The sequence below is a fragment of the Erythrobacter cryptus DSM 12079 genome, assembly GCF_000422985.1.
GTDB lineage: Bacteria > Pseudomonadota > Alphaproteobacteria > Sphingomonadales > Sphingomonadaceae > Erythrobacter > Erythrobacter cryptus.
The window spans coordinates 48,912-71,336 of the sequence record NZ_AUHC01000011.1 but is presented as its reverse complement, the minus strand read 5'-3'; the positions used below and the strand labels follow the sequence as shown (position 1 = coordinate 71,336).

The following is a 22,425-nucleotide window of genomic DNA, read 5'->3' as shown; positions in this document are numbered from 1 at the left end:
CGGCGCGGCTATTGGCCCGGCTTGTCGAGCTGGAGCAGGCGGCGCGTGGCGATCTCGCACGAGGCATAGGCCTCCTGCCGCTCGGCGCTCCAGTAACGCAGTTCAGCCAGCGGGATCGCCTCGCCCGTCACCGCGCAATAGACATGGGTGCCGGGCCTCAGGACCCGGAAGCTGGAGGGGCCGTAATAGAGCTTGGCGGCCTTGTCGGCAGGGGTCATCAGCATGGCAAGGGTAATAGCAGAGCGGGCCTAGCCGAACAAATCCTCTTGCGTCCCCGCGTCCGGCGCGGGGCGGGCGGGGCGGCGGGGCGGCGTGCGGGCAATGGCGGGGCTTCCCGCAGGGACGGCATCGAGCGTGCCGTCGGCAAATTGCAGCACCAGCCCCGGCTCGCCCGCCGCGGCAGCGCGGCTGGTGAGCGCGCGCCCGGCGCGGCTGCGCACGATCACATAGCCGCGCGCGAGCGGGCCTTCGGGGTGCAGCTGGCCCATCACCCGGGCAAGCGCGGCGAGGCGCTCGGCCCCGGTCTCGATGCGCCGTCGGGCGAGCGCGGGGACAAGCCGCACCGCTTCGAGGCGCCGCCGCGCCTCGGCCGCGCTGCGTACCAGCAGCGCCGGTGAGAGCCGCGCCGCCACCCCGGCGAGCCGCTCGCGCCCCCGCATCGCCCGGTCAGAAAGGGCGCGGCGCAGGCGCTCGGCGAGATCGTCGAGCCTTTGCGCCTGCGGCTGGAGCAGGTTCTCCGGGCGCGGCAGCAGCCGCACGCGCGCCGCCAGCCGCTCGCGCCCCAGCTCGAGCGGGCGCGTGACCGCGCGGCGCTGGCGGGCGGCAAGATCGGCAAGGGTAAGCATGAGATCGGCGCGCACCGGCACTGCCATTTCCGCCGCCGCGGTGGGGGTGGGGGCGCGCCGGTCGGCAGCGAAATCAGCCAGCGTGGTGTCGGTCTCGTGCCCCACGGCGCTGATCACCGGGATGGGGCACTCGGCGATCGCGCGCACCACCACTTCCTCGTTGAAAGCCCACAGATCCTCGATCGATCCGCCCCCACGCGCGACGATCACCACATCGGGGCGCGGCACCGGGCCGCCGGGTGCGATCGCGGCAAAGCCGCGCAGGGCCGCTGCCACCTGCGCCGCCGCGCCCTCGCCCTGCACCAGCACCGGCCAGACCAGCACGTGGCTGGGAAAGCGGTCGGCAAGGCGGTGGAGAATGTCGCGGATCACCGCGCCGGTGGGCGAGGTGACGACGCCGATCACCCGCGGCAGGAATGGCAGGGGGCGCTTGCGCTCCGGTGCGAACAGGCCCTCGGCGGCGAGCCTTGCGCGGGTCTTTTCCAGCAGCGCGAGGAGCGCGCCCTCGCCGGCAAGCTCGAGGCTCTCGATCACGATCTGATATTTGGAGCGCCCGGGATAGGTGGTGAGCTTGCCGCTGGCGATCACTTCCAGCCCATCCTCGGGGCGGAAGGACAGGCGCGCCGCGGTGCCCTTCCACATCACCCCGTCGATCACCGCGCTCTCGTCCTTGAGGGCGCAATAGAGGTGGCCCGAGGCGGCGCGCTTCACCCCCGAAAGCTCGCCGCGCAGGCGCACGAAGCCGAAGCGCTCCTCCACCGTGCGCTTGAGCAGCGCCGCCAGCGCGCTCACGCTCAGCGGCTCGGCGTTGTCGCCGGGCCATTGGCGCGCTACCAGCCCGGCGTTGCTGTCGGAAGTGGGCGGAGGTGCCATGAATATCCTGCTGGTCGGCTCGGGTGGGCGCGAACATGCGCTGGCCTGGAAGCTGGCGCAATCCCCTTCGCTCACCCGCCTTTACGCCGCCCCCGGAAATCCCGGCATTGCCGAGGAGGCCGAGATCGTGGCGCTCGACATTGCCGATCACGCGGCGGTGGTGGGCTTTTGTGCGGATCGTGCCATCGGCCTGGTGGTGATCGGGCCGGAGGCGCCGCTGGTCGATGGCCTTTCCGATGCCCTGCGCGCGGCGGGGGTGCCGGTGTTCGGCCCCTCGCGCGCTGCGGCGCAACTGGAAGGTTCCAAGGGCTTCACCAAGGACCTGTGCGCCCGCGCCGGCATTCCCACCGCGGGTTATGTGCGGACATCCTCGCTGGAGGAGGCCCGCGCCGCGCTCGCCCGCTTTGCCCCACCTTACGTGCTCAAGGCCGATGGGCTGGCCGCCGGTAAGGGCGTGGTGATCGCCCAGAGCCTCGCCGAGGCCGAGGCGGCGCTTGCCGAGATGTTCGGCGGGGCCTTTGGCAGCGCCGGGGCCGAGGTGGTGATCGAGGAGTTCCTCGAAGGCGAGGAAGCAAGCTTCTTCGCGCTCACCGATGGCACCCACATCATCCCCTTCGGCAGCGCGCAGGATCACAAGCGCGTGGGCGAGGGCGACACCGGCCCCAACACCGGCGGGATGGGCGCCTATTCCCCCGCGCCGGTGCTGACGAGCGACTTGCAGGGCCGGGTGATGGCCGAGATCATCGAACCGACCGTGCGCACCATGCGCGAGGAGGGCCATCCCTATCAGGGCGTGCTCTATGCCGGGCTGATGCTGACGGCCGAGGGGCCAAAGCTCATCGAATACAATGTCCGCTTTGGCGACCCCGAATGCCAGGTGCTGATGATGCGGCTCGAAAGCGATCTCGTCGCGCTGATGCTCGCCTGCGCGCAAGGGAAGCTGGAGGACGCCGCAATCGCCTGGCGCAATGAGGCCGCGCTCACCGTGGTGATGGCGGCCAAAGGCTATCCCGGCACGCCGGACAAGGGCGGGAAAATCGCGCTCGATGATGCCGAGGCCGATGGGGCCAAGGTGTTCCACGCCGGCACCGCGATCAAGGACGGGGCGCTGGTGGCCAATGGCGGGCGGGTGCTCAATGTCACCGCGCTGGGACGCAGCGTCACCGAGGCACAGCAGCGCGCCTACGAAGCGGTGGACCGGATCAGCTTCCCCACCGGCTTCTGCCGCCGCGATATCGGCTGGCGCGAAGTGGCGCGCGAGCAGGCAGGGGCAGATAATTGATCCCGATCAAGGATTGTGCGCCAAACAGCAAGGATAAGGCCAGCATGACCGATCGCCTCGCCTGCATCGCCCCGCTTGCCTGCCTCGCGCTTGCCGCCTGCGCCTCCGCCCCGGGCAGCGACAACCCCCCGCCGATGCTGGGCAAGCCGACCTCGCCGTCGCCCGATACCCGTGCCCCGGCCTTCATCGAGGCGGCCTGCGGCGGGTGCCATGCGGTCGAACCGCCGTTCCTCTCGCCCAATCCGGCCGCACCCAGCTTTGCCGCGATCGCCAACCGCCCGGGGCTGTCGCAAACCTCGCTCGCCGACTGGCTGGCGGATGCGCACAATTACCCGGAGCAGATGGATTTCACCCTCACCCGGCCGCAGATCAATGAGATCGCCGCCTATATGGTGACGCTGCGGCACGCGGGCTATGTGCCCGACGAATAGGCGCGCCTAGAGGCGTTCTTCCATCAGCCTCAGCATGTCGGCCTCGGGCCGCGGGCCATAGTGCGAGATCACTTCCGCGGCGCAGATCGCCCCGCGCTTCAGGCAGCGGGTGAGCGGCTCGCCCTTGACATAGCCCGAGAGGAACCCGGCGGCGAACTGATCCCCCGCCCCGGTGGTATCGACCACCTTCATCACCGGTACCGCGGCGACCTCGGCGCGCTCGCCATGGGCGATGGCCACGGCGCCTTTCTCCGAGCGGGTCGCCACCAGCACCGGCACCTTGCCCGCCACCGCGGCAAGGCCCGCCTCGAAATCCGCCTCGCCGGTAAGGGTGGCCAGTTCGCTTTCGTTGACGAACAGGATGTCGATCACGCCCTCGTCGATCATGGCGAGGAAATCGGCGCGGTGGCGTTCGATCACGAAGCTTTCCGAGGCGGTGAAGGCCACCTTGCGCCCGGCGGCGCGCGCCACCTCGATCGCGCGGCGCATCGCCCCTCGCGGCTCTTCTGGGTCCCACAGATAGCCTTCGAGATAGAGGATCGCCCCGCTCGCGATCAGGTCTTCATCGAGCGCGCTTGCCGGCAGATATTGCCCGGCGCCGAGGAAGGTGTTCATGGTGCGCTCGCCATCGGGGGTGACGAAGATCAGCACGCGGCCCGTTGCCGGCTCGCCGGGGCGCGCCGGGGTGTCGAAATCGATGCCGGTGGCGCGCATGTCGTGGCGGAACACCTTGCCGAGCTGGTCGTCGGCGACCTGGCCGATGAAGGCACATTCGAGGCCGAGCATGGCAAGGCCGGCCAGCGTGTTGGCTGCCGAGCCGCCCGAGACCTCGCGCGCCGGGGGCATGGCCTCATAGAGTTCCTCGGCGCGGGCCTCGTCGATCAGGGTCATGCCGCCGCGGTTGAGCTGAAGCTCCTCGATCAGCTCCTCCTCGCACGCGGCGATCACGTCGACCACGGCATTGCCGATGGCGATGACATCGTAGCGGGGCGGGGTGGGATTGGTCACGGGCGGTTCCTCGGGTTTGTGGCTTGGCGCCGCCTAGCCGCGTTCGCCCGCGCCGCCAAGCATCTCTTGTGCGCAGCGCGGCGCGCCTCTGGCGTTGACTTGGGCGCGCCCGATCCGCATCGGCTTGGCGCATGCTGCCGTGCCGTGCCTTGGCCCTGCTTGCCGCCTGCCCGCTGGCGCTTGCCGCCTGTGCCGGTGCGCCGCCACCGCGTCCCGCCGCCCCCGCCCCCGGCGTGGCGGGCGCGCGCAGCAGCATCGTGGTGGTGCCGCAGGTGATGCGCGGGGCCGGGCTTGACGGGGTGATCGGTGAAACCGGCGCCGCGCTCACCCGCCGCTTGGGCACGCCGCGGCTGACGCTGACCGAGGGCGATGCGCGCAAGCTCCAGTTTGCCGGGCCTTCCTGCGTGCTCGATATCTACCTCTATCCCTTACGCGCCGGGGCCGAGCCCACCGCCACCCACCTTGCCGCGCGCCAGCGTCAGGGCGGCGCGCCGCGCGATCCGGCCGATTGCCTGCGCGAGCTCGAGCGGCGGTAACCCGGTCTTAAGCCTGTCTGTGCCATTCCCCCGGCGAACCTCGAGGGGGCGCGCATGACCACACCATTCATCGCCATCGCCAGGGCCGCGACGGCCGAGGGGCGGCTTGCCGCCGACACCCTGCTGGCGCTGCGCCGCGAAGGCTGGGGCGACGGGCTCATCACCCGGGCCGAGGCCGAGGCGCTGTTCGCGCTCAACGCCGCGCTTCATGAGCGCAGCGCCGAATGGTGCGACTTCTTCGTCGAGGCGATCGGCGAATTCGTGCTCAACGGCTCCCCACCGCGGCTGCAATGTTCCGAGGACGAGGCCGCATGGCTGATCAGCCAGGTCGATCATGATGGCGTGGTCGAGACCATGGCCGAGCTCGAATGCCTGGTGCGCATCCTCGAGCGCGCCGAGAACACTCCCGACCGGCTCAAGCACTATGTGCTCGCCCAGGTCGAACGCGCGGTGCTCTCGGGCGTGGGGCCGACGCGCTGCGGCGGCGAACTTGCCGCCACCCACATCACCGCGGCCGAATGCCGGATCGTGCGCCGGGTGGTGTTTGCCAGCGGCGGCCACGGCCCGGCGGCGGTGACGCGCCACGATGCCGAAATGCTCTTCCGCCTCAAGGATGCGACCCTCGCCGAGGAGAACGCGCCCGAGTGGGAGGCGCTGTTCCTCGATGGGGTTACCAATTATCTCAAGGGCTTCACCCTTGCCCATGCGCAGCTTGATCACGCTCGGCGGCGCGAGCTGGAAGCCTTCATCGCCGACAACCAGGCGAGCGTCGGGCGCTTCATGACCCGGCTGGCGCGCGAGGCGCCGCAGGTGATGAACCATTTCGGCAAGGTCTTCGGGAAGAAGCAGCCGGGCGGGCCGGATTATGGCGCCCTCGCCGCGGCGGGGGCCGAGGTCACGCCCTTCGAGCAGGAATGGCTCGCGCGCATGATCGGCGCCGATGGCGAGGTCGACGAGCTCGAAACCCGCCTCATTGCCCGGCTCGCCGCCGAGGTCTGAACCGCGCGCCGCGCGGGATCAGACCATGAAGCTCTCGCCGCAGCCGCAGGCGCCCTTGGCATTGGGGTTGTCGAAGACGAAGCCGGCGCTGAAATCATCCTCGCGCCAGTCCATGGTGCTGCCCACGAGGTAGAGCACGCTCGCCCCGTCAATATAGAAGGTGCCGCCCGGGGTTTCGATCTTCTCGTCGAAGCGGGCTTCCTCGGTGACGTAATCGACCGAATAGGCCAGGCCCGAGCAGCCGCGCCGCGGGGTGGAGAGCTTCACCCCGATCGCACCTTCGGGGGCCCTGGCCATCAGCTCGGCGATGCGCGCCTCGGCGCGCGGGGTGAGGGTGACGGCGGCCTTGGGCGCGGGGCGGGTGGTGGTGGGGGTGTCCGTCATCTCAGCCTCTTCTGCCAGAACAGCGCCTGCCCGGCGGCGGGATCGAGCTGGTAGTCGCCAAAGCCACAGGCGGCATAGAGCCGGCGCGCCGGATTGCCGCTCAGCACTTCCAATGTGATCTTTGCGGCCCCGCGCTTCAAGGCCTCGGCCTCGATCGCGGCGATCAGCGCCCTGCCGATGCCCTTGCCGCGCTGGTGCGCCGCCACGGCCAGATCGTGGATATTGACCAAGGGGGCAGCGGCAAAGGTGGAATAGCCGACGAAGCAATTGGCCAGCCCCACCGCCTCCCCCCCGAGCCAGGCCAGCAGCGAAAAGGCCTGGGGGTTGGCGGCAAGATCGCCCGGCAGCCGCGCCTTCACCGCCTCGGGCAGGGGCGTGCCTGCGCCCATGGGATCGCGGGCATAGGCATCGAGCAGGGCCACCAGGGCAGCGGCATCGCGGGGATCGCGATAATCGGCAAGGGCGATGCTGAGGGCCGGGGGCGGGCAGGGCATCGCGATCACAGCATCCCCAGCTCGAGCCGGGCCTCGTCGCTCATCTTGTGCGGGCCCCAGGGCGGATCCCAGACGAGGTTGACCTCGACATCGCGGATCCCCGGCACGCTGGCAACGCGCAGTTCGACCTCGCCCGGCATCGATTCGGCCACCGGGCAATGCGGGGTGGTGAGCGTCATGGTGATGGTGGCATCGGCATTCTCGTCCACCTCGACCCCATAGACCAGCCCGAGATCGTAGATGTTGACCGGGATTTCCGGGTCATAGATCTCGCGCAGCGCCGCGATCACCGCTTCCTGCAGCGCGCTGCCCGGGCCATGGGCGGCCTCCTCGGCGGGCCTGGCGGCAAGAAATCCTTCCAGATAATCGCGCTGGCGCGGCGGGGGCGCAGCCTCGGGAGCGGCCGGGGTGGGGGCGGCGTCGGGATCGATGGCGTCCGAAACCCTGGCGCGGGGCGGCTTGCGGGGGGTGATGTCGGCGGCGCTGTCCATCATCTCATCCTCTGGCAAAGATCCGGCGGGTGCGCGCGATTCCTTCAACCAGCGCGGCAATATCGGCTTCTTGCGAATAGAGCCCGAAGCTCGCCCGCGCGGTGGCCGGAACGCCAAGCGCGTCCATCAGCGGCTGGGCGCAGTGGTGCCCGGCGCGGATCGCGACATCGGCTTCATCAAGAATGGTGCCGAGATCGTGGGGGTGGATGCCCTCGATCACGAAGCTGACGATCCCGGCGCTGTCGTCCGGGCCGAACAGGCGCACATCATTCATCGCCCCCAGCGCGCGGCGCAGCCGGGCGACCAGCGCCTGTTCATGCGCGTGGATGCGAGCCGTGCCGATGGCGCTGACATAGTCCACCGCTGCGGCAAAGGCGATCGCCTCGGCAATCGCCGGGGTGCCGGCCTCGAAGCGCTGCGGCGCGGGGGCATAGGTGGTGCGTGCAAAGGTCACCCGGTCGATCATCGCCCCGCCGCCCTGGTAGGGGGGCATGGCCGCCAGCACTTCGCGGCGCGCCCACAAGGCCCCGATCCCGGTGGGGCCATAGAGCTTGTGCGCGGAAAAGACGAAGAAATCACACCCCAGCGTGGCAACATCGACGTCCATGTGCGGCGCGCTCTGGCACCCGTCGAGCAGCAGCCTTGCCCCCACCTTCTGCGCCAGCGCCGCCGCGCGCGGCACATCGAGCACGGCGCCGGTGACATTGGAGACATGGGCGAGCGCGATCAGCCGGTGCCGCTCGGTCAGCATGGCTTCGGCCGCATCGAGGTCGATGCGGTGATCGCGGGTGAGCGGGCAGACGTCGATCACCGCGCCGGTGGCCTCGGCCACCATCTGCCAGGGCACGATGTTGGAATGGTGCTCAAGCTGCGAGAGCAGGATGCGATCGCCCGCCTTCAGGTTTGCCCGGCCCCAGGTCTGCGCCACCAGATTGATCGCCTCGGTCGCGCCGCGGGTGAAGACCAGCTCGTCCTCTGCACCGCCGATGAAGCGCGCGACCTTGCGCCGCGCCGCCTCGTAGGCGAGCGTCATCTCGGCCGAGCGGGCATAGACCCCGCGGTGCACCGTGGCGTAATCCTCGCCCAGGGCGCGGGCCATGGCGTCGATCACCGCGCGCGGCTTCTGCGCGGTGGCGGCGGTGTCGAGATAGTGCCAGGACTTGCCGTCATGGGTGACCATGCCGGGAAAGTCGGCCCCGACATCGACCAGCGGGGCAAGGGTGGTGGCGGCGCTCACAGCCGCGCTCCTTCGAGCACGCCGAGCGCCGCATCGAGCAGGCGCTCCCGCTCGGCCTCGTCGGCAAGCGCGACGAAGGCATCGCCGATGAAGGCCTGCACCAGCAGCCGCTGGGCCGTGGCCGGGGCGATCCCGCGCGCCATCATGTAGAAGCGCGCGGCCTCATCGAGCGCGCCGACAGTGGCGCCGTGGGCGCATTTGACATCATCGGCAAAGATTTCGAGCTGCGGGACGGCATTGGCGCTCGCGCCGGCCTCGAGCAGCAGGCCCTTGAAGTCCTGCGCCGCATCGGTCTTCTGCGCGTGGCGGGCAACCTTGATTTGCCCAAGAAAATTGCCGCTCGCCCCGCCCCAGTGGACGGCGCGCACCACCTGGTTGGAGCTGGCTTCCGGCTCGGCGTGGATCACCGTGGTCACGAATTCGCGGGTCACGCCCCCCTGTTCATTGGCCCCGCCAATCGTGACGCCGCCGAATTCGAAATGCGCGCCCCGGGCAAGGTGCACCTCCAGCTCCACGCGGGTGTAATCGCCGCCGCGGTTGACGATGAAGAAACCCGCGCGCGCGCTGTCTTCCAGCCGCACGCGCCAGCGCTGCACCTCCGGCGCATCCGCGCCGACCACGAGGCAGCGGGTCAGGCTTGTCCCCGCAGGCACATCCAACGCCTGCCACTGTGCGAGCGCTTCCGCGCCAAGCCGCGCGATTGCGTCGATATCGGCATAGCGCCAGGCCTCATCGCGGCGGGTGGGAAGGGTTGCGGCCTCAGCCATCACGCCAGCACCGCATCATAGCCCTCGGCCTCGAGCCTCAGGGCAAGCTCCGGCCCGCCGGTCTCGAGGATGCGGCCATCGGCGAGCACGCTCACCTTGTCGGGCGCGACGACATCGAGCAGGCGCTGGTAGTGGGTGATGAGGAGCACCGCCTTGTCCGCGCTGCGCATGATCGCATTGATCCCTGCGCCGACGATCCTGAGCGCGTCGATATCGAGGCCCGAGTCCGTCTCGTCGAGCACCGCGAAGGCGGGATCGAGAATGCCCATCTGCACCATCTCGGCGCGCTTCTTCTCGCCGCCGGAAAAGCCGACATTGACCTGCCTTTTCAGCATTTCCATGTCCATCTTGAGCAGCGCCGCCTTCTCGCGGGCGAGCTTCAGGAATTCGCCGCCCGACAGCGGCTCTTCCCCGCGCGCCTTGCGCTGGGCGTTCAAGGCCTCGCGCAGGAACTGGACGTTGGAAACGCCGGGGATCTCGACCGGATATTGAAACCCGAGGAACAGGCCCCTCGCCGCGCGCTCGTGCGGTTCGAGCGCAAGCAGGTCTTCCCCGCGGAAGGTCACGCTGCCTGCGGTCACCTCATAACCCGGCTTGCCGCCGAGCACGTGGGCGAGGGTCGATTTGCCCGCGCCATTGGGGCCCATGACCGCGTGCACCTCGCCCGCGGGGACAGAGAGGGTGAGGCCCTTGAGGATCGGCTTGTCGGCAACGCTGACGTGGAGATTGGTGATTTCGAGCATCAATCGTTCCTTGGGGCGCGCGGTTTCGGGCGCGAATAGGTCTGCTTGGGGTTGGCTGCCCTATGGGCGTGGGCGGCCCTGGTCTTCGTCGCGATGCGCTCACGCATGGCGAGGGTGATGCGGGCGAGCACCGCGTCGATATCCTCGAGAATATCCTTGGCCGCGATCCGCATCACCTTGATGCCGACGCTTTCAAGGCTCTTGTCGCGCCGCCTCGCGAGCGTGTCGTTCTGCCCTTCCTCGTCGATGGCGAGGGCAAGGCCGAGGTTGTGGCAGACGAAATCGACAATCGCGCTGCCCACCACCGCGTGGCGCTTGAAGGCGTAGCGGCCCATGTCGGCCGCCGCGAACCTGGCGGCGAGCGCCTTGTGCGCCTCGGTGGAATGGCGCCGCAGCTCGCGCGCCTGTTCGTGCAGCGCATCGAGGCGCTTCTCCGAAATCTCCCACCCGCGGCCCTTCTTCTTGAGCGCGGGGGCTTCGGCGGTGGTGGCCTCGGGGTTGAGGGCGAGGGTTTTGCGGGTGGTCATCGGCTCTCTCTCACCCCTGCATCAGCTGGCGGACCAGCATGAACGGCAGCAGGCCCATGAAAAACAACATGATCGGCACGCCGATCACCACATAAAGGATCGCCGAGATCCCGTGAACGCCGCGCAGGATCGTGTGCCAGAACCCGCCGCTCTGCAATTCGGCTGATCTGGCGAAGGGGAACAGTTCGAAGGTGATCCGGTCAGTCCGCATCCGCAGAAATTCGCGGACATGCCGGAGATAGAACAAACCGGTGACCCACACGAAGACCGTGCCCAAGGCGAGGATGGCAAGGTTCACCCCACGCTCCCCTCAAGCGAAATCGCCAGCAGCTTCTGCGCCTCGACCGCAAACTCCATCGGCAGTTCCTTGAGCACGTCGCGGGCAAAGCCGTTGACGATCAGCGCCACCGCGTCTTCCTCGGCCAGCCCGCGCTGCATGGCGTAGAACAGCTGATCCTCGCTGATCTTGCTGGTGGTCGCCTCGTGCTCGATCTGCGCGGTGGGGTTCTTGACCTCGATATAGGGCACAGTGTGCGCGCCGCACTGGTCGCCCAGCAAAAGGCTGTCGCACTGCGTGAAATTGCGGACATTATCGGCATTCGGCCCCACCCGCACGAGACCGCGATAGGTGTTGTTCGACCTGCCGGCGCTGATGCCCTTGGAGATGATGGTCGAGCGGCTGCCGCGGCCATTGTGGATCATCTTGGTGCCGGTATCGGCCTGCTGGCAATTGTTGGTGACCGCGACCGAATAGAACTCGCCGACCGAATCCTCGCCGTTGAGCACGCAGGAGGGGTATTTCCAGGTGATGGCGCTCCCGGTTTCCACCTGCGTCCAGCTCACCTTGCTGCGCGCGCCCTGGCACAGCGCGCGCTTGGTCACGAAGTTGTAGATCCCGCCCCGCCCTTCGGCATCGCCCGGATACCAGTTCTGCACGGTCGAATACTTGATCTCGGCATCATCGAGCGCGACCAGTTCAACCACCGCGGCGTGGAGCTGGTTTTCATCGCGCATCGGCGCGGTGCAGCCTTCAAGATAGCTGACATAGGCGCCCTTGTCGGCCACGATCAACGTGCGCTCGAACTGGCCGGTGTTCTCGGCATTGATGCGGAAATAGGTGGAAAGCTCCATCGGGCAGCGCACGCCTTCGGGCACATAGACGAAGGTGCCGTCGGAAAAGACCGCGCTGTTGAGGCAGGCGAAGAAATTGTCGTGCTGCGGCACCACCTTGCCCAGCCAGCGCCGCACCAGATCGGGATATTCGCGGATCGCCTCGGAGATCGAGAGGAAGATCACCCCGGCGCGCTTCAATTCCTCGCGGAAGGTGGTGGCCACCGAAACGCTGTCGAACACTGCATCGACCGCGACCTTGCGCGCGCCTTCGACCCCGGCGAGCACTTCCTGCTCGGCCACCGGGATGCCCAGCCGGTCATAGACCGCCTTGATCTCGGGATCGAGTTCATCGAGCGATTTGAGCGCCGGCTTCTTCTTGGGCGCGGCGTAGTAATAGGCGTCCTGATAATCGATCGGCGGATAGCCGAGCTTGGCCCAATTTGGCTCTTTCATGCCCTGCCACAGGCGGAAGGCCCTGAGGCGCCAGTCGAGCATCCATTCGGGCTCGCCCTTCTTGGCGCTGATGAAGCGGATGGTGTCTTCATTGAGACCCTTGGGGGCAAATTCGGTCTCGATATCGGCCGCCCAGCCATGTTCGTATTCGGCTACCTTCGCGGCGGCCTCGCGCGCTTGCCTGTCGCGTTCGGCCCGGTCCTGGATTTCGATCTCGTCGCTCATGCCGGGTGGTCCTCTGCAAGCGGGGCGCGCGCTGCCAGCGCCGGGCCGCGCAGCTGGGCCAGGGTAATCCCGGCAAGCGCGGTGCGCAGCGCCTCGTTGATGATCGGCCAATGCGGCTTCATCGTGCAGCCGCTCTCATAGTCGCACACCGCATGGTCGATGCAGGCGGTGAGCGCGATGCGCCCCTCGATCGCCTCGACAATATCGGCCACGGTGATCGCCGCCGCGGGCCGGCCGAGCTGCAACCCGCCATGCGCGCCGCGCACCGAGCGCAGCAGGCCCGCGGCGGTGAGCTTGGAGACCAGCTTCTGCACCGTGGGCACCGGCAGGCCGGTTTCCGCCGCCAGTTCGGCTGCGCTCACCCGCCCGCTGCCGCAGTGGAGCGCCGCCTGGCACATGGTGATCACGGCATAATCGGCAAGGTTGGACAGGCGCATTGCGAATGGTTCTCAAATCAGAGCGATTCGTTCTGATTTGGCAATTAGGAGCAATGTGCTCCGATTTCAACCGCGGCTTTGCCGGCGGGCGCCGTCCTCAGGGCTTGGCCGCCGCAATCGGGGCGGCGGCCTCGCCATGCGCGGCCGGATCGAGCAGGCCGCTCGAGATGAGATCGGGGTGGAGCTGCGAGGGCGTGCGCCCGGTGTAGCGGCGGATGTCGCGGATGAGGTGGGCCTGATCGAAATAGCTGGCCAGCAATTGCGCGCGCACCTCCTCGCTCAGCGCGGGCTGGGCCAGCACCATCGCGGCGCGCAGCGCGCGGAAGCGCTTGAGCACCTGGGCTGGCGGCACCCCGAAGAAGCGGCGGCAGATGCGCTGGAGCTGGCGCGGGGAGACATCGACGCTCGCCTGCAGCGCGCCGAGCGAGGGCTCGAGCCCCTCGGCCAGCCAGGCAAGCACCGCCTCGATCACCCGCCGATGGCCAGGATTGAGCGCATGGCGCCGGGCCGCGACGACGTTGACAAGCGGCTTACACAGCGTCTCGGGCGCGGCCTTGCCCGCCGCGCAGGCGGCGGCCGCGGCTTCGAACGCGGCGATCTCCTCGGGTCCAAGCACCGTTTCGGGGGCGATCAGCCGGTCATGCACCGCATCGGCGGGCAGGTTGGCAAGCTCCTGCCAGGCGGTGTGCGTGAGCGAGGCGCCCAGGATCAACGCCGGGCCTTCGATCACGCATTGCGCCGCGCGCAGCTGCGGGGCGTTGAGCACCAGCGCGCCGGAGCGCTCGGTATGTCCGTCGGCATAGGTGATCTCGAGCCGCCCGCGGACCATCACTACCAGCTGCGCCGAATAGGCCGGGATCGCCTCCTCGATCCGCGGCGCGTAGGTCTCGATCAGATAGAAGGTGTTGATCAGTCCAGAAGCCGGCTCGGGCGGCGCGATGATACGATAGGCGAAACGCAACCCTGCCCCCATTGCGGGGCCCCCTTGTGCTCTGTTTTCGCGGCCCGGGCGCGGCCTTGCGCCTCTTTCGCCCGGATTCATGCGGCAAAGGCGCCGGCTTGTCGAGAGCCGGCAGCGGAGCCGGCCCGCGCGGCCTCAGACCTCGAGCTCGCGCAGGTTGGTGGGGGCGATCATCTCGGCCAGATAGGGCGTGGCCTTGTCCGCCAGCCGCGCCGGGGTGCGCCCGATGAAGCGCACGATTTCGCGGATCATGTGCGATTGATCGAAGAAGGCTTCGGCGAGCGCCGCCTCCTCGGCCAGCGAAAGCTGCGGCCCTGCCAGCAGCGCTGCGGCGCGCAGCGCCCGGTATTTGCGGGCCAGCGCGCGCGGCGGCAGGCCGAAATAGCGCTCCACCAGGCGCTGCACCTGGCGCGGCGAATAGCCTGCCGCTCCGGCCAGATCGCCCACTTCGGGGTTGAAGGCGGCGCCCAGCCAGGCGCCCACCGCGGCGATCAGTGCCACGTGGCGCTGCGGCAGGGGCCGAGCGCGGGCGGCGATGAAGCCGCCGATTTCGAGCGCGCATTCCCGCCCGGTGAGGCTTCCGGTGCGATAGGCGGCGATCAGCCGATTGCCGAGCGCCTCGATCTCCGGGCCGAGCACGCTGGCCGCGGGCAGCAGCCGGTCACGGTGCTGGCCCGCGTGCAGCCCGGTGAGCGCCGCCCAGCCGAGCGGGGTGAGCGCCGCGCCGAAGGCGTGGAACGGGCCTTCGACCACGATCGGGGTGGCGCGCGAGAGCGGGGTCATCAGCCCCACGGCGTGGTTGGGATCGCGCCGCCCATCGGCAAAGTGCATCTCCCCTGAGCCATGGGGGAACAGGCACAGATTGCCGATCGCGGCGGGCTGGATGTCGCGGATCAGCGGCTCGTCGCAGCGGAAATGGTAGAGCGTCGTCACCAGCGGCGCGATCGCGGCGGGCGGGGGGATGTAATCGACCGCGATGAGCGCCGGGGGCGTGAGCACGGGGGCGCATCGCCGGGCGCACCGGAAGGGTGGGGTGAGGCGATCGCGTCCATTGCGCTGCCAAACCCTTTGCGTCCGCTTTGTTTCCCGCCCTTTTGCCGGGACGATAATGGAAGGGGGGCGAAAAAGGGGCGGCACCCCCAACAGGAATGCCGCCCTCATGAGTTGAGGAACTCTTCGCAAACCTGCTCCGAGCCCTTCGGGTCGCAAGGCGACCTATATCGCGCAATTGCGCGGCGGGATTGTATGCAAGCGACAAGCGCCGGGCCCATCGCGGCGGGGGCAAGCTGAACCGGGGCTGAGAATTTGCCGCGCAGGCTGGCAGCGCAGCGCGCGGCAGGAACTCGACAGCGCCGCGTGGCTCACCTAGGCGCAAGGGCGCGATGCTGTTCAGCCTCTTGAAGCCCGCGCTCTTCGCGCTCGATCCCGAAAATGCCCACCGCCTTGCGGTGCGCGCGCTCGCGGCCCTGCCGCCACGCCCCGCCCCGCCGCCCGAGGGGCCGCTGGCGATCACGCTTGCGGGCCTTTCCTTTCCCAATCCGGTCGGGGTTGCCGCTGGGTTCGACAAGGATGCCGAGGTGCCCGACGCGCTCATCGGCCTTGGCTTCGGCTTTGCCGAGGTCGGCTCGATCACCCCGCTGCCTCAGGCGGGCAACCCCAGGCCGCGGCTGTTCCGTCTGGTTGAAGATCAGGCGGTGATCAACCGCATGGGCTTCAACAATGCCGGGGCCGCGGCGGCGCTGGCGCGCTTGCAGGCGCGCGCGGGCCGGCCGGGAATTGTCGGGGTCAATATCGGCGCCAACAAGGATTCGCCCGATCGTATCGCCGATTATGGCGAGATGGCCCGGATGATGGCCCCGGTCGCGAGCTATCTGTGCGTCAATGTCTCCTCCCCCAACACCCCGGGCCTGCGCGCGCTGCAGGACGAGGGCGCGCTTGCCGGCCTCATCGATGCGGTGATCGCGGCGCGGGATGCGGCCACGCCATCCGCCCCTCCGCCGGTGTTCTTGAAGGTCGCCCCCGATCTCGAACCGGCGGATATCGACGCCATCGCGCGCATCGCCATCGACAAGCGCCTCGGCGCACTGGTGGTTGCCAACACTACGGTGAGCCGCCCGGCGCTGCGCTCACGCCAAGCGGGCGAGGCGGGGGGGCTTTCGGGCGCGCCCCTGCGCACGCTGGCAACCCAGCGCCTGCGCGATTTTCGCAAGGCCACCGGCGGGGCGGTGCCGCTGGTGGGGGTGGGCGGGATCGCCAGCGCCGAACACGCCTGGGAGCGCATCCGCGCGGGCGCTTCGCTGGTGCAGCTCTATTCGGCGATGGTCTATCACGGCCCCGGCCTTGGCGCGCGGATCGTGCGCGGGCTTGAGCGCCTCATGCGGCGCGATGGCTTTGCCAGCATTGCCGAAGCGGTGGGAAGCGCATAGCAGGTAATGGTCATGCGCCGTCTTGCCACGCTTCTTGCCCCCTTCGCCCTTGCCCTTGCCGGCTGCGCCAGCACCCAGGGCGCGCCCGAAGGCCTTGCCGCCAGCGCGCCAGCCGCGCCGGGCGCGGTCAGCAGCGCCGATCCGCGCGCCACTGCGGCGGGCGAGGCGATTCTGGCGCAAGGTGGCTCGGCGATGGATGCGGCGATCGCAGTGATGCTGGCGCTCACCGTGGTCGAGCCGCAATCCTCAGGCATCGGCGGGGGCGGCCTCCTCCTCCACGCCGATGGCCGCAAGGGCGCGCTCACCAGCTATGACGGGCGCGAGACCGCCCCTGCCGCGGCGACGCCCACCCGCTTTCTCGACGCATCGGGCAAGCTGCTGCCGCGCGAGACGCGCGTCTTTTCGGGCCTCAGCGTCGGGGTGCCGGGCAATATCGCGCTCGCCGCCAAGGCGCACGCGGCGCATGGGCGGCTGGCCTGGGCGAAGCTGTTCGCGCCTGCCATTGCCCTTGCCGAAGATGGCTTCGTGATGAACCGGCGGCTTTACGATTCGCTGGCGGCGAACCGCGGCCGGGCCGACAAGAGCGATGCTGCGCGCAGCCTGTTCTTCGGCGAGGACGGAAACCCCCTGCCGGTGGGCACGGTGATCCGTGTGCCCGAGCTTGCCGCCACCTTGCGCAAGCTCGCCAAGGACGGCCCGCAGGCCATGTATGGCGAGGCGCCTGCCGCGGCGCTCGCCGCCTTTGTCGCGGCCGAAACCCCGCAGGACGGGCGGATGAGTGCCGCTGACATCACCAGCTATAAGGCCAAGGAGCGCCCGCCGGTGTGCATCCGCTACCGCCTCTATCGGGTCTGCGGCATGGGCCCGCCGTCCTCGGGCGGGATTGCGGTGGCGCAGATCCTCGGCCAGCTCGAGCGCTTCGATCTGGCCGCGCTGGGGCCTGAGAGCCCGACCTTCTGGCACCTGTTCATCGAAAGCCAACGCCTCGCCTATGCCGACCGCGAGCTTTATGCCGCCGATTCCGATTTCGTCGCCGTGCCGGTCGCCGGGTTGGTCGATCCTGCCTATCTTGCCGCACGCTCGGCCCTGATCGATCCGGCGCGCGCGCAGGACAAGGTCGCGGCCGGGGTGCCCCCCGGCGCCCCGCGCGCCCGCGGCGACGGGCCGGAGGAGCCAGAGAACGGCACCAGCCATTTTGCCGTGGTCGATGCTGCGGGCGATGCGGTGAGCTACACCTCGACGATCGAGGGCGCCTTCGGCTCGGGGCTGTTCTTTGGCGGCTTCTATCTCAACAACGAGCTTACCGATTTCACCCTCACTCCCGAGGCCGATGGCAAGCCGGTGGCCAACCGGGTCGAGGGCGGCAAGCGCCCGCGCTCCTCGATGGCGCCCACGATCGTCTATGATGCGCAAGGCAAGGTGGTGCTGGTGGTGGGCGCGGCGGGCGGGCCGACCATTCCGGTGACCGTTGCCCGGGCGATCATCGGCGTCATCGATTTCGGCCTCGGGGCGAAGGAGGCGCTCGCCCTGCCCTTTGCCATGGCCTTTGGCGATGCGGTGCTGATCGAGGCGGGGACCCCGCTCGAGGCGATGCAGGAGCCCTTGCGCGCGCTCGGCCACAAGGGCTTGCGCGCTGGCGCGGCGCCGATAAAGGCCAATGCCATCGCCCGGCGCGCCGATGGCAGCTGGGAGGCGGCAAGCGAGCCGCGGCTGGCGAGCGCGGTCACCCCTTGAGCCAGGGCGCGCGCAGGTCGCTTGCCGCTACGGCGCGCAAGTTCTAATCTGGTACGCTCATGCGGGTCGCGCCCCTGCCCCCCGCGCACAAGATCAAGAAGGGACGAGGAGCCTTTGCCAGTGCACGCCCCCAAGCTGCCCGCCGCCACCGGCGGCACGACCCGCGCCGATGCCACGCCGCTCGGCAACCCGCTGCTGGCCGACATCGCCGCCACCGGCAACCTCGTCGAGCTGTTCCTGCGGCGGGCTGACGAGAAGGGCGATGCTCCCTTCCTCGGGCGCAAGCAAAGGGGCCAATGGGTGACGCTCAGTTGGCGCGAGGTGGCCGATCAGGTGTGCCTGCTCGCCGAGGCGCTGCGCGGCCTCGGCCTCAAGGATGGCGACAGGGTGGCGCTGGTCTCGGAAAACCGCCCCGAATGGTGCATCGCCGATCTAGCGATCATGGCTGCCGGCTGCATCACCGTGCCCACCTACACCACCAACACCCGCCGCGATCATGCCCATATCCTCGACAATTCGGGCGCGCTGGCGGTGTTCGTCTCGAACGAGAAGCTGCTGGCGCCCCTCGTCGGCGCGATCGCGCAGACCGGCCTTGTCGAACACGTCATCGGGATCGATGATCTGCACCGCAAGCAGGCGGGCAGCTTCGACTATCACGACTGGGGGGCGCTCATCACCGGCGATGCGGCGGCCGCGCGCGCCGCGGTGGAGGCGCGCATCGCCGCGATCGGGCGTGAGGACACCGCCTGCCTCATCTACACCAGCGGCACCGGCGGCGCCCCGCGCGGGGTGATGCAGCACCACGGGGCGATCTTGTGCAACGTGCTCGGTGCGGCGGAAATCCTGGTCGAGGATTTCGGCATCACCGACGAACGCTTCCTCTCCTTCCTGCCCTTGAGCCACGCCTATGAGCACACCGGCGGGCAGTTCCTGCCGATCGGGGTGGGGGCGGAGATCTTCTATTCCGAAGGGCTGGAAAAGCTCGCCAGCAATATCGAGGAGACCCGCCCCACCATCATGGTGGTGGTGCCGCGCCTGTTCGAGGTGCTGCGCACCCGGATCATGAAGCAGGTGGAAAAGCAGGGCCGGCTGGCCAATTTCCTCATGGATGCCGCGCTCAGGATCGCCGAACATGCCAAGGAGGGCAAGAAGCGCCTGCGCGACCGGCCGATGGATTTCCTCGTCGAAAAGACCCTGCGGCCCAAGATCCGCGCCAAGTTCGGCGGGCGGATCAAGGCGATGGTCTCGGGCGGGGCGCCCTTGAACCCCGAAGTCGGCAATTTCTTCGAGGCGATGGGCCTCACCATGCTGCAGGGCTATGGCCAGACCGAGGCCGGGCCGGTGATCAGCTGCAACCGGCCCTCGGTGGGCCTCAAGATGGACACTGTCGGCCCGCCGCTCAGCGGCGTCGAGGTGCGCATCGCCGAGGACGGCGAAATCCTGGTGCGCGGCGAGCTGGTGATGCACGGCTATTGGCGCAACGAGGCCGAAACCGCCCGCACCCTGAAGGACGGTTGGCTCCACACCGGGGATATCGGCCACCTCGACGAGAAGGGCCGGATCAAGATCACCGACCGCAAGAAGGACATGATCGTCAACGACAAGGGCGACAACATCGCCCCGCAGAAGGTCGAGGGGATGCTCACGCTCCAGCCCGAGATCGCCCAAGCGATGGTGAGCGGCGACAAGCGACCCTATGTCGTGGCGCTGATCGTGCCCGATCCCGAATGGGCGCTGGAATGGGCGCGCGCCAATGGCGAGAAGTTCGATCTGAAGGCGCTCCAGGCCCTGCCCGCCTTCCGCGCTGCGGTGCGCGCCGCGATCGACCGCACCAATGCCGATCTCTCGGTGATCGAGAAGGTGCGCGGCTTTGCCTTTGCCGACGAGGCCTTCACCATCGAGAACGAGGAAATGACCCCGAGCATGAAGATCCGCCGCCACAAAATCCGCGAGCGCTATCAGGAGCGGATCGACGCACTCTATCGCGCCTGAGCGCGGGTGAGGGGGCGCGGGGGGCGGATTGCTGCCCGCCTGCGCCCCGCCTCAATACATGTGCTGCCCGCCGTTGATGCTGATGGTAGAGCCGGTGATGAAGCCGGCATTTTCCGAGGTGAGGAAGGCAACGCCGCGGGCGATCTCTTCGGCCATGCCGAGCCGGCCGACCGGGATTTTCGCCACGATCTTCTCCAGCACCGGCGCGGGCACCGCGGCGACCATGTCGGTGTCGATATAGCCCGGCGCGATGGCATTGACCGTCACCCCGAACTTGGCGCCCTCCTGCGCCAGCGCCTTGGTGAAGCCGTGGATACCGCTCTTGGCGGCGGCATAATTGACCTGGCCATATTGCCCGGCCTGCCCGTTGATCGAGCCGATATTGACGATCCGCCCCCAGCCGCGCTCGCGCATGCCCGGAAAGGTCGCCTTGGCCATGTTGAAGCAGCCGCCAAGGTTGATGCGGATCACCTCGTTCCAGTCCTCGAAGCTCATCTTGTGCAGGGTGGCATCACGGGTGATCCCGGCGTTGTTGATGACGATCTCGATCGGCCCATGCTCGGCGGCGATGCGGGCGCAGCCTTCAAGGCAGGCCTCGTGATCGCCCACGTCCCACTTGTAGGCGGGAATGCCGGTCGCCTCGGTGAAGGCGCGCGCCTTGTCATCATTGCCGGCATAATTGGCGATCACCTTGTGGCCCTGGCGCTGGAGGCGGCGGCAGATCGCCTCGCCGATCCCGCGCGTTCCTCCGGTGACGATCGCAACCCGGCCCATGCCTGTTCTCCCCAATCTGCTGTGCTGGCGCGGCCAACCTAGCCGTGCCGTAGCGGAAGGAAAAGCGGGGAATAGCTATGCGCGCGCGCCGCGGCGGCGGGGCGGAATGGAGAAGGGGGCCAGCCGGCCCCTAGAACTTGATCTGGGTGCCGACGTAGACCGCCTGGCTGTCCTGCACCGAGCTGGTCAGCGGGCTGAGACGGTCACGCTCCTGCGAATAGCGCACCCCGGCGGTGACATTGAGATTGCGCGAGAGCCGGAAACTGCCCGCCACCTCGACCGACTGCGCGGCGGTGGCATCGAGCGTATTGGGCGAGCGCCCGGCGATGGCGCGATCCTCAAGCGCGATGCGGGTCTGCCAGCGGCCCGGCTTTTCTTCCGCCTTGGGGCGCGAAGGCTCGAACTGGGCAAGATCGGGCAAGGCCATCGGGCGCACGCTCGCCGAGAGATCGACCTTGCGGGCAAAGCTTTCATAGCCGCGCGCGGCGCCAAGCTGGAAGCGGCTGACATCGATCCCGGCCAGCCCGAGGCCGCGGCCCGGCGCCGCCTCGATCGGCTTGCGCACCGAGATCGCCCGTGCCGCCTCGTCATCGACCCGCACCGCCACCGTCACCGTGCGCGAGCCTTCAAGCGGCTTGGCCCGCGCCGGGGTGAAGCGCAGCCCGTGGAGGCGCGCCTTGTCCGCCACCCGGGCGGCAAGCTCGGGATCGACCTTGGCCGGGGTGAACACGCCGAGGCCCGCAGCCTCGAGCGCGGCGCGGGCTTCCGCCCCGGACAGCGATGTGGCCAGCGCCCAGCCGGTGCTCGGCACTGCCAGCGCCAGCGCGGCGCACAGGCCAAGGAGCGGCAGCTTGCGCCGCGCCCTTTCCGCCGTGATCATCCGCCTTGCCATGACCATGCAACCCATCTGCAAACCTGCCGGCATTTCCGCCGTGCCTAGCATGGCAGCCTTAACCCGGGATGAGTCGAAAGGCACCTTGCCAAAAAGGTGATAGGCCATTGCCGATAAGGTGCAATGGCTTGCACACTGGGGCGCGGGGTTTTGGCAAGAACCTGTGGCCTCAGGCACACAATTGCCTGAGGCCGTCCGCAACGGGCATTCACCCGCGGCAAAGGGTGCCAAGGCCGTGATCGGCTTGGCGCGCGGGGCGGATGATGCTTGCCGCAAGCTGCCATGCGGCTATAGAGCAGGCGCAAGCATGACGATAAGGACGATCCGGCAGTGACACGCGCCCCCTTTGCCCGCTTCCGCCCGGTGCCTTTCCGCACCATCCCGGCCGTGATGGCAGGTGCGGCCCTGCTTGGGCTTGCGGCCTGTGGCGGCAACGAGCGTCCGCGCACCGAGCTTGCCGCGGCGCAGATCAACACCATTGGCGTCAATGCCTATCTCTGGCGCGCCGCGCTCGAGACGGTGAGCTTTGCCCCGCTGCTCCAGGCCGACAGCGCCGGGGGCGTGATCGTGACCGACTGGTATGCCAACCCGGCCAACCCGGGTGAGCGGGTGAAGCTGACCGTGACCATCCTCGATCAGGACCTGCGCGCCGATGCGCTGCGGGTGGCGGCGAGCCGTCAGGTCATCAGCAATGGCGTCTGGGTGGAAGCGCCCGTGCAGGCTGCCACGGTGCAGAAGCTCGAGGACATCATCCTCACCAAGGCGCGCGATTTGCGGCGCCAGGCGCTGGCTTCGTAAACC

The 22,425-nt window shown here is 68.9% G+C and carries 25 protein-coding genes; 8 read left to right on the top strand and 17 right to left on the bottom strand.

Features of this window, described 5'->3' with window-relative positions; translation table 11 throughout:
• Nucleotides 1–8 precede the first annotated feature (8 nt).
• Nucleotides 9–224: a DUF2093 domain-containing protein gene (locus G524_RS0108685; RefSeq protein WP_027443369.1), complete on the bottom strand. Its 216-nt coding sequence runs from the start codon at nucleotides 222–224 to the stop codon at nucleotides 9–11.
• A 24-nt stretch (nucleotides 225–248) separates the two neighbouring features.
• The gene (gene xseA, locus G524_RS0108680; RefSeq protein WP_027443368.1) at nucleotides 249–1,718 is read right to left on the bottom strand and encodes an exodeoxyribonuclease VII large subunit; all 1,470 of its coding nucleotides are present in this window, start codon (nucleotides 1,716–1,718) and stop codon (nucleotides 249–251) included.
• Between xseA and purD the strand changes: the two genes are divergently transcribed.
• Together purD and G524_RS0108670 are read left to right on the top strand one after the other, a co-directional pair.
• Nucleotides 1,717–3,000: a phosphoribosylamine--glycine ligase gene (purD, locus tag G524_RS0108675; RefSeq protein ID WP_027443367.1), complete on the top strand. Its 1,284-nt coding sequence runs from the start codon at nucleotides 1,717–1,719 to the stop codon at nucleotides 2,998–3,000. The genes xseA and purD overlap by 2 nt on opposite strands.
• Before the next feature lie 44 nt (nucleotides 3,001–3,044).
• A complete protein-coding gene (locus G524_RS0108670; RefSeq protein ID WP_027443366.1) occupies nucleotides 3,045–3,431 on the top strand; it encodes a hypothetical protein in 387 nt (128 codons plus the stop codon).
• A 6-nt stretch (nucleotides 3,432–3,437) separates the two neighbouring features.
• Here G524_RS0108670 and G524_RS0108665 read toward each other — a convergent pair whose 3' ends face one another.
• Nucleotides 3,438–4,439 carry an adenosine kinase gene (locus tag G524_RS0108665; RefSeq protein ID WP_027443365.1) on the bottom strand — a complete coding sequence of 334 codons (1,002 nt, stop codon included), beginning with the start codon at nucleotides 4,437–4,439 and terminating at the stop codon, nucleotides 3,438–3,440.
• Nucleotides 4,440–4,570: 131 nt separating this feature from the next.
• Between G524_RS0108665 and G524_RS15405 the strand changes: the two genes are divergently transcribed.
• Together G524_RS15405 and G524_RS0108655 are read left to right on the top strand one after the other, a co-directional pair.
• Nucleotides 4,571–4,975, top strand: a complete 405-nt coding sequence (locus G524_RS15405; RefSeq protein ID WP_051221020.1) for a hypothetical protein — start codon at nucleotides 4,571–4,573, stop codon at nucleotides 4,973–4,975.
• Between the two features lie 54 nt (nucleotides 4,976–5,029).
• Complete coding sequence (locus G524_RS0108655) at nucleotides 5,030–5,974, top strand: SH2 domain-containing protein (RefSeq protein WP_027443364.1); 945 nt, start codon at nucleotides 5,030–5,032, stop codon at nucleotides 5,972–5,974.
• Nucleotides 5,975–5,992: 18 nt separating this feature from the next.
• Here G524_RS0108655 and G524_RS0108650 read toward each other — a convergent pair whose 3' ends face one another.
• The 12 genes from G524_RS0108650 to G524_RS15390 all read right to left on the bottom strand — a co-directional run bounded on the left by G524_RS0108650 (nucleotide 5,993) and on the right by G524_RS15390 (nucleotide 14,805).
• Nucleotides 5,993–6,358, bottom strand: a complete 366-nt coding sequence (locus G524_RS0108650; RefSeq protein WP_027443363.1) for a HesB/IscA family protein — start codon at nucleotides 6,356–6,358, stop codon at nucleotides 5,993–5,995.
• A complete protein-coding gene (locus G524_RS0108645) occupies nucleotides 6,355–6,852 on the bottom strand; it encodes a GNAT family N-acetyltransferase (RefSeq protein ID WP_036857683.1) in 498 nt (165 codons plus the stop codon). Before G524_RS0108645 ends, G524_RS0108650 begins: the two co-directional genes overlap by 4 nt.
• A gap of 5 nt (nucleotides 6,853–6,857) precedes the next feature.
• Entirely contained in the window at nucleotides 6,858–7,343 is a 486-nt protein-coding gene (locus G524_RS0108640) for an SUF system Fe-S cluster assembly protein (protein ID WP_027443361.1), read from the bottom strand.
• 4 nt (nucleotides 7,344–7,347) lie between these two features.
• Nucleotides 7,348–8,523 carry a cysteine desulfurase gene (locus G524_RS0108635; protein ID WP_051221040.1) on the bottom strand — a complete coding sequence of 392 codons (1,176 nt, stop codon included), beginning with the start codon at nucleotides 8,521–8,523 and terminating at the stop codon, nucleotides 7,348–7,350.
• A 53-nt stretch (nucleotides 8,524–8,576) separates the two neighbouring features.
• Nucleotides 8,577–9,347 (bottom strand): SufD family Fe-S cluster assembly protein, encoded by a 771-nt coding sequence (locus G524_RS0108630; protein WP_027443359.1) that lies wholly within the window; start codon nucleotides 9,345–9,347, stop codon nucleotides 8,577–8,579.
• Nucleotides 9,347–10,090 (bottom strand): Fe-S cluster assembly ATPase SufC, encoded by a 744-nt coding sequence (gene sufC, locus G524_RS0108625; RefSeq protein ID WP_027443358.1) that lies wholly within the window; start codon nucleotides 10,088–10,090, stop codon nucleotides 9,347–9,349. Before sufC ends, G524_RS0108630 begins: the two co-directional genes overlap by 1 nt.
• The gene (locus G524_RS15400; protein WP_036857670.1) at nucleotides 10,090–10,617 is read right to left on the bottom strand and encodes an endonuclease domain-containing protein; all 528 of its coding nucleotides are present in this window, start codon (nucleotides 10,615–10,617) and stop codon (nucleotides 10,090–10,092) included. The genes sufC and G524_RS15400 overlap by 1 nt, the downstream gene beginning before the upstream one ends.
• Before the next feature lie 10 nt (nucleotides 10,618–10,627).
• Nucleotides 10,628–10,915: a hypothetical protein gene (locus G524_RS0108615; RefSeq protein ID WP_027443357.1), complete on the bottom strand. Its 288-nt coding sequence runs from the start codon at nucleotides 10,913–10,915 to the stop codon at nucleotides 10,628–10,630.
• On the bottom strand, nucleotides 10,912–12,408 hold the full coding sequence (gene sufB / locus G524_RS0108610) for a Fe-S cluster assembly protein SufB (protein ID WP_027443356.1): 1,497 nt from the start codon (nucleotides 12,406–12,408) through the stop codon (nucleotides 10,912–10,914). The genes G524_RS0108615 and sufB overlap by 4 nt, the downstream gene beginning before the upstream one ends.
• Entirely contained in the window at nucleotides 12,405–12,845 is a 441-nt protein-coding gene (locus tag G524_RS0108605; RefSeq protein ID WP_027443355.1) for an SUF system Fe-S cluster assembly regulator, read from the bottom strand. Before G524_RS0108605 ends, sufB begins: the two co-directional genes overlap by 4 nt.
• A 97-nt stretch (nucleotides 12,846–12,942) precedes the next feature.
• Nucleotides 12,943–13,818, bottom strand: coding sequence for a helix-turn-helix domain-containing protein (locus tag G524_RS16300; protein WP_027443354.1), 876 nt, complete (start codon nucleotides 13,816–13,818; stop codon nucleotides 12,943–12,945).
• A gap of 123 nt (nucleotides 13,819–13,941) precedes the next feature.
• The gene (locus tag G524_RS15390; RefSeq protein ID WP_051221019.1) at nucleotides 13,942–14,805 is read right to left on the bottom strand and encodes a helix-turn-helix domain-containing protein; all 864 of its coding nucleotides are present in this window, start codon (nucleotides 14,803–14,805) and stop codon (nucleotides 13,942–13,944) included.
• Between the two features lie 383 nt (nucleotides 14,806–15,188).
• On the opposite strand from G524_RS15390, the gene G524_RS0108590 reads away from it, so the two are divergent.
• The 3 genes from G524_RS0108590 (at nucleotide 15,189) to G524_RS0108580 (ending at nucleotide 19,958) form a co-directional block, all read left to right on the top strand.
• Nucleotides 15,189–16,232, top strand: a complete 1,044-nt coding sequence (locus G524_RS0108590) for a quinone-dependent dihydroorotate dehydrogenase (protein ID WP_027443353.1) — start codon at nucleotides 15,189–15,191, stop codon at nucleotides 16,230–16,232.
• A gap of 6 nt (nucleotides 16,233–16,238) precedes the next feature.
• Nucleotides 16,239–17,966, top strand: coding sequence for a gamma-glutamyltransferase (ggt, locus tag G524_RS0108585; protein ID WP_425387212.1), 1,728 nt, complete (start codon nucleotides 16,239–16,241; stop codon nucleotides 17,964–17,966).
• Nucleotides 17,967–18,158: 192 nt separating this feature from the next.
• A complete protein-coding gene (locus tag G524_RS0108580; protein WP_027443351.1) occupies nucleotides 18,159–19,958 on the top strand; it encodes an AMP-dependent synthetase/ligase in 1,800 nt (599 codons plus the stop codon).
• A 51-nt stretch (nucleotides 19,959–20,009) separates the two neighbouring features.
• Here G524_RS0108580 and phbB read toward each other — a convergent pair whose 3' ends face one another.
• Nucleotides 20,010–20,732: an acetoacetyl-CoA reductase gene (gene phbB / locus G524_RS0108575; protein ID WP_027443350.1), complete on the bottom strand. Its 723-nt coding sequence runs from the start codon at nucleotides 20,730–20,732 to the stop codon at nucleotides 20,010–20,012.
• Between the two features lie 130 nt (nucleotides 20,733–20,862).
• Nucleotides 20,863–21,612: a hypothetical protein gene (locus tag G524_RS0108570; protein ID WP_156894051.1), complete on the bottom strand. Its 750-nt coding sequence runs from the start codon at nucleotides 21,610–21,612 to the stop codon at nucleotides 20,863–20,865.
• 402 nt (nucleotides 21,613–22,014) lie between these two features.
• Between G524_RS0108570 and G524_RS0108565 the strand changes: the two genes are divergently transcribed.
• Entirely contained in the window at nucleotides 22,015–22,422 is a 408-nt protein-coding gene (locus G524_RS0108565) for a DUF3576 domain-containing protein (RefSeq protein WP_051221038.1), read from the top strand.
• Nucleotides 22,423–22,425: the final 3 nt, after the last annotated feature.

What these genes read in the sequence shown, in the direction of transcription:
- G524_RS0108685 (WP_027443369.1), bottom strand. Translation starts at nt 224, where the DNA reads ATGCTGATGACCCCTGCCGACAAGGCCGCCAAGCTCTATTACGGCCCC.
- purD (WP_027443367.1), top strand. Translation starts at nt 1,717, where the DNA reads ATGAATATCCTGCTGGTCGGCTCGGGTGGGCGCGAACATGCGCTGGCC.
- xseA (WP_027443368.1), bottom strand. Translation starts at nt 1,718, where the DNA reads ATGGCACCTCCGCCCACTTCCGACAGCAACGCCGGGCTGGTAGCGCGC.
- G524_RS0108670 (WP_027443366.1), top strand. Translation starts at nt 3,045, where the DNA reads ATGACCGATCGCCTCGCCTGCATCGCCCCGCTTGCCTGCCTCGCGCTT.
- G524_RS15405 (WP_051221020.1), top strand. Translation starts at nt 4,571, where the DNA reads ATGCTGCCGTGCCGTGCCTTGGCCCTGCTTGCCGCCTGCCCGCTGGCG.
- G524_RS0108655 (WP_027443364.1), top strand. Translation starts at nt 5,030, where the DNA reads ATGACCACACCATTCATCGCCATCGCCAGGGCCGCGACGGCCGAGGGG.
- G524_RS0108650 (WP_027443363.1), bottom strand. Translation starts at nt 6,358, where the DNA reads ATGACGGACACCCCCACCACCACCCGCCCCGCGCCCAAGGCCGCCGTC.
- G524_RS0108645 (WP_036857683.1), bottom strand. Translation starts at nt 6,852, where the DNA reads ATGCCCTGCCCGCCCCCGGCCCTCAGCATCGCCCTTGCCGATTATCGC.
- G524_RS0108640 (WP_027443361.1), bottom strand. Translation starts at nt 7,343, where the DNA reads ATGGACAGCGCCGCCGACATCACCCCCCGCAAGCCGCCCCGCGCCAGG.
- G524_RS0108635 (WP_051221040.1), bottom strand. Translation starts at nt 8,523, where the DNA reads ATGGTCACCCATGACGGCAAGTCCTGGCACTATCTCGACACCGCCGCC.
- G524_RS0108630 (WP_027443359.1), bottom strand. Translation starts at nt 9,347, where the DNA reads ATGGCTGAGGCCGCAACCCTTCCCACCCGCCGCGATGAGGCCTGGCGC.
- sufC (WP_027443358.1), bottom strand. Translation starts at nt 10,090, where the DNA reads ATGCTCGAAATCACCAATCTCCACGTCAGCGTTGCCGACAAGCCGATC.
- G524_RS15400 (WP_036857670.1), bottom strand. Translation starts at nt 10,617, where the DNA reads ATGACCACCCGCAAAACCCTCGCCCTCAACCCCGAGGCCACCACCGCC.
- sufB (WP_027443356.1), bottom strand. Translation starts at nt 12,408, where the DNA reads ATGAGCGACGAGATCGAAATCCAGGACCGGGCCGAACGCGACAGGCAA.
- G524_RS0108605 (WP_027443355.1), bottom strand. Translation starts at nt 12,845, where the DNA reads ATGCGCCTGTCCAACCTTGCCGATTATGCCGTGATCACCATGTGCCAG.
- G524_RS16300 (WP_027443354.1), bottom strand. Translation starts at nt 13,818, where the DNA reads ATGGGGGCAGGGTTGCGTTTCGCCTATCGTATCATCGCGCCGCCCGAG.
- G524_RS0108590 (WP_027443353.1), top strand. Translation starts at nt 15,189, where the DNA reads ATGCTGTTCAGCCTCTTGAAGCCCGCGCTCTTCGCGCTCGATCCCGAA.
- ggt (WP_425387212.1), top strand. Translation starts at nt 16,239, where the DNA reads ATGGTCATGCGCCGTCTTGCCACGCTTCTTGCCCCCTTCGCCCTTGCC.
- phbB (WP_027443350.1), bottom strand. Translation starts at nt 20,732, where the DNA reads ATGGGCCGGGTTGCGATCGTCACCGGAGGAACGCGCGGGATCGGCGAG.
- G524_RS0108570 (WP_156894051.1), bottom strand. Translation starts at nt 21,612, where the DNA reads ATGATCACGGCGGAAAGGGCGCGGCGCAAGCTGCCGCTCCTTGGCCTG.
- G524_RS0108565 (WP_051221038.1), top strand. Translation starts at nt 22,015, where the DNA reads ATGGCAGGTGCGGCCCTGCTTGGGCTTGCGGCCTGTGGCGGCAACGAG.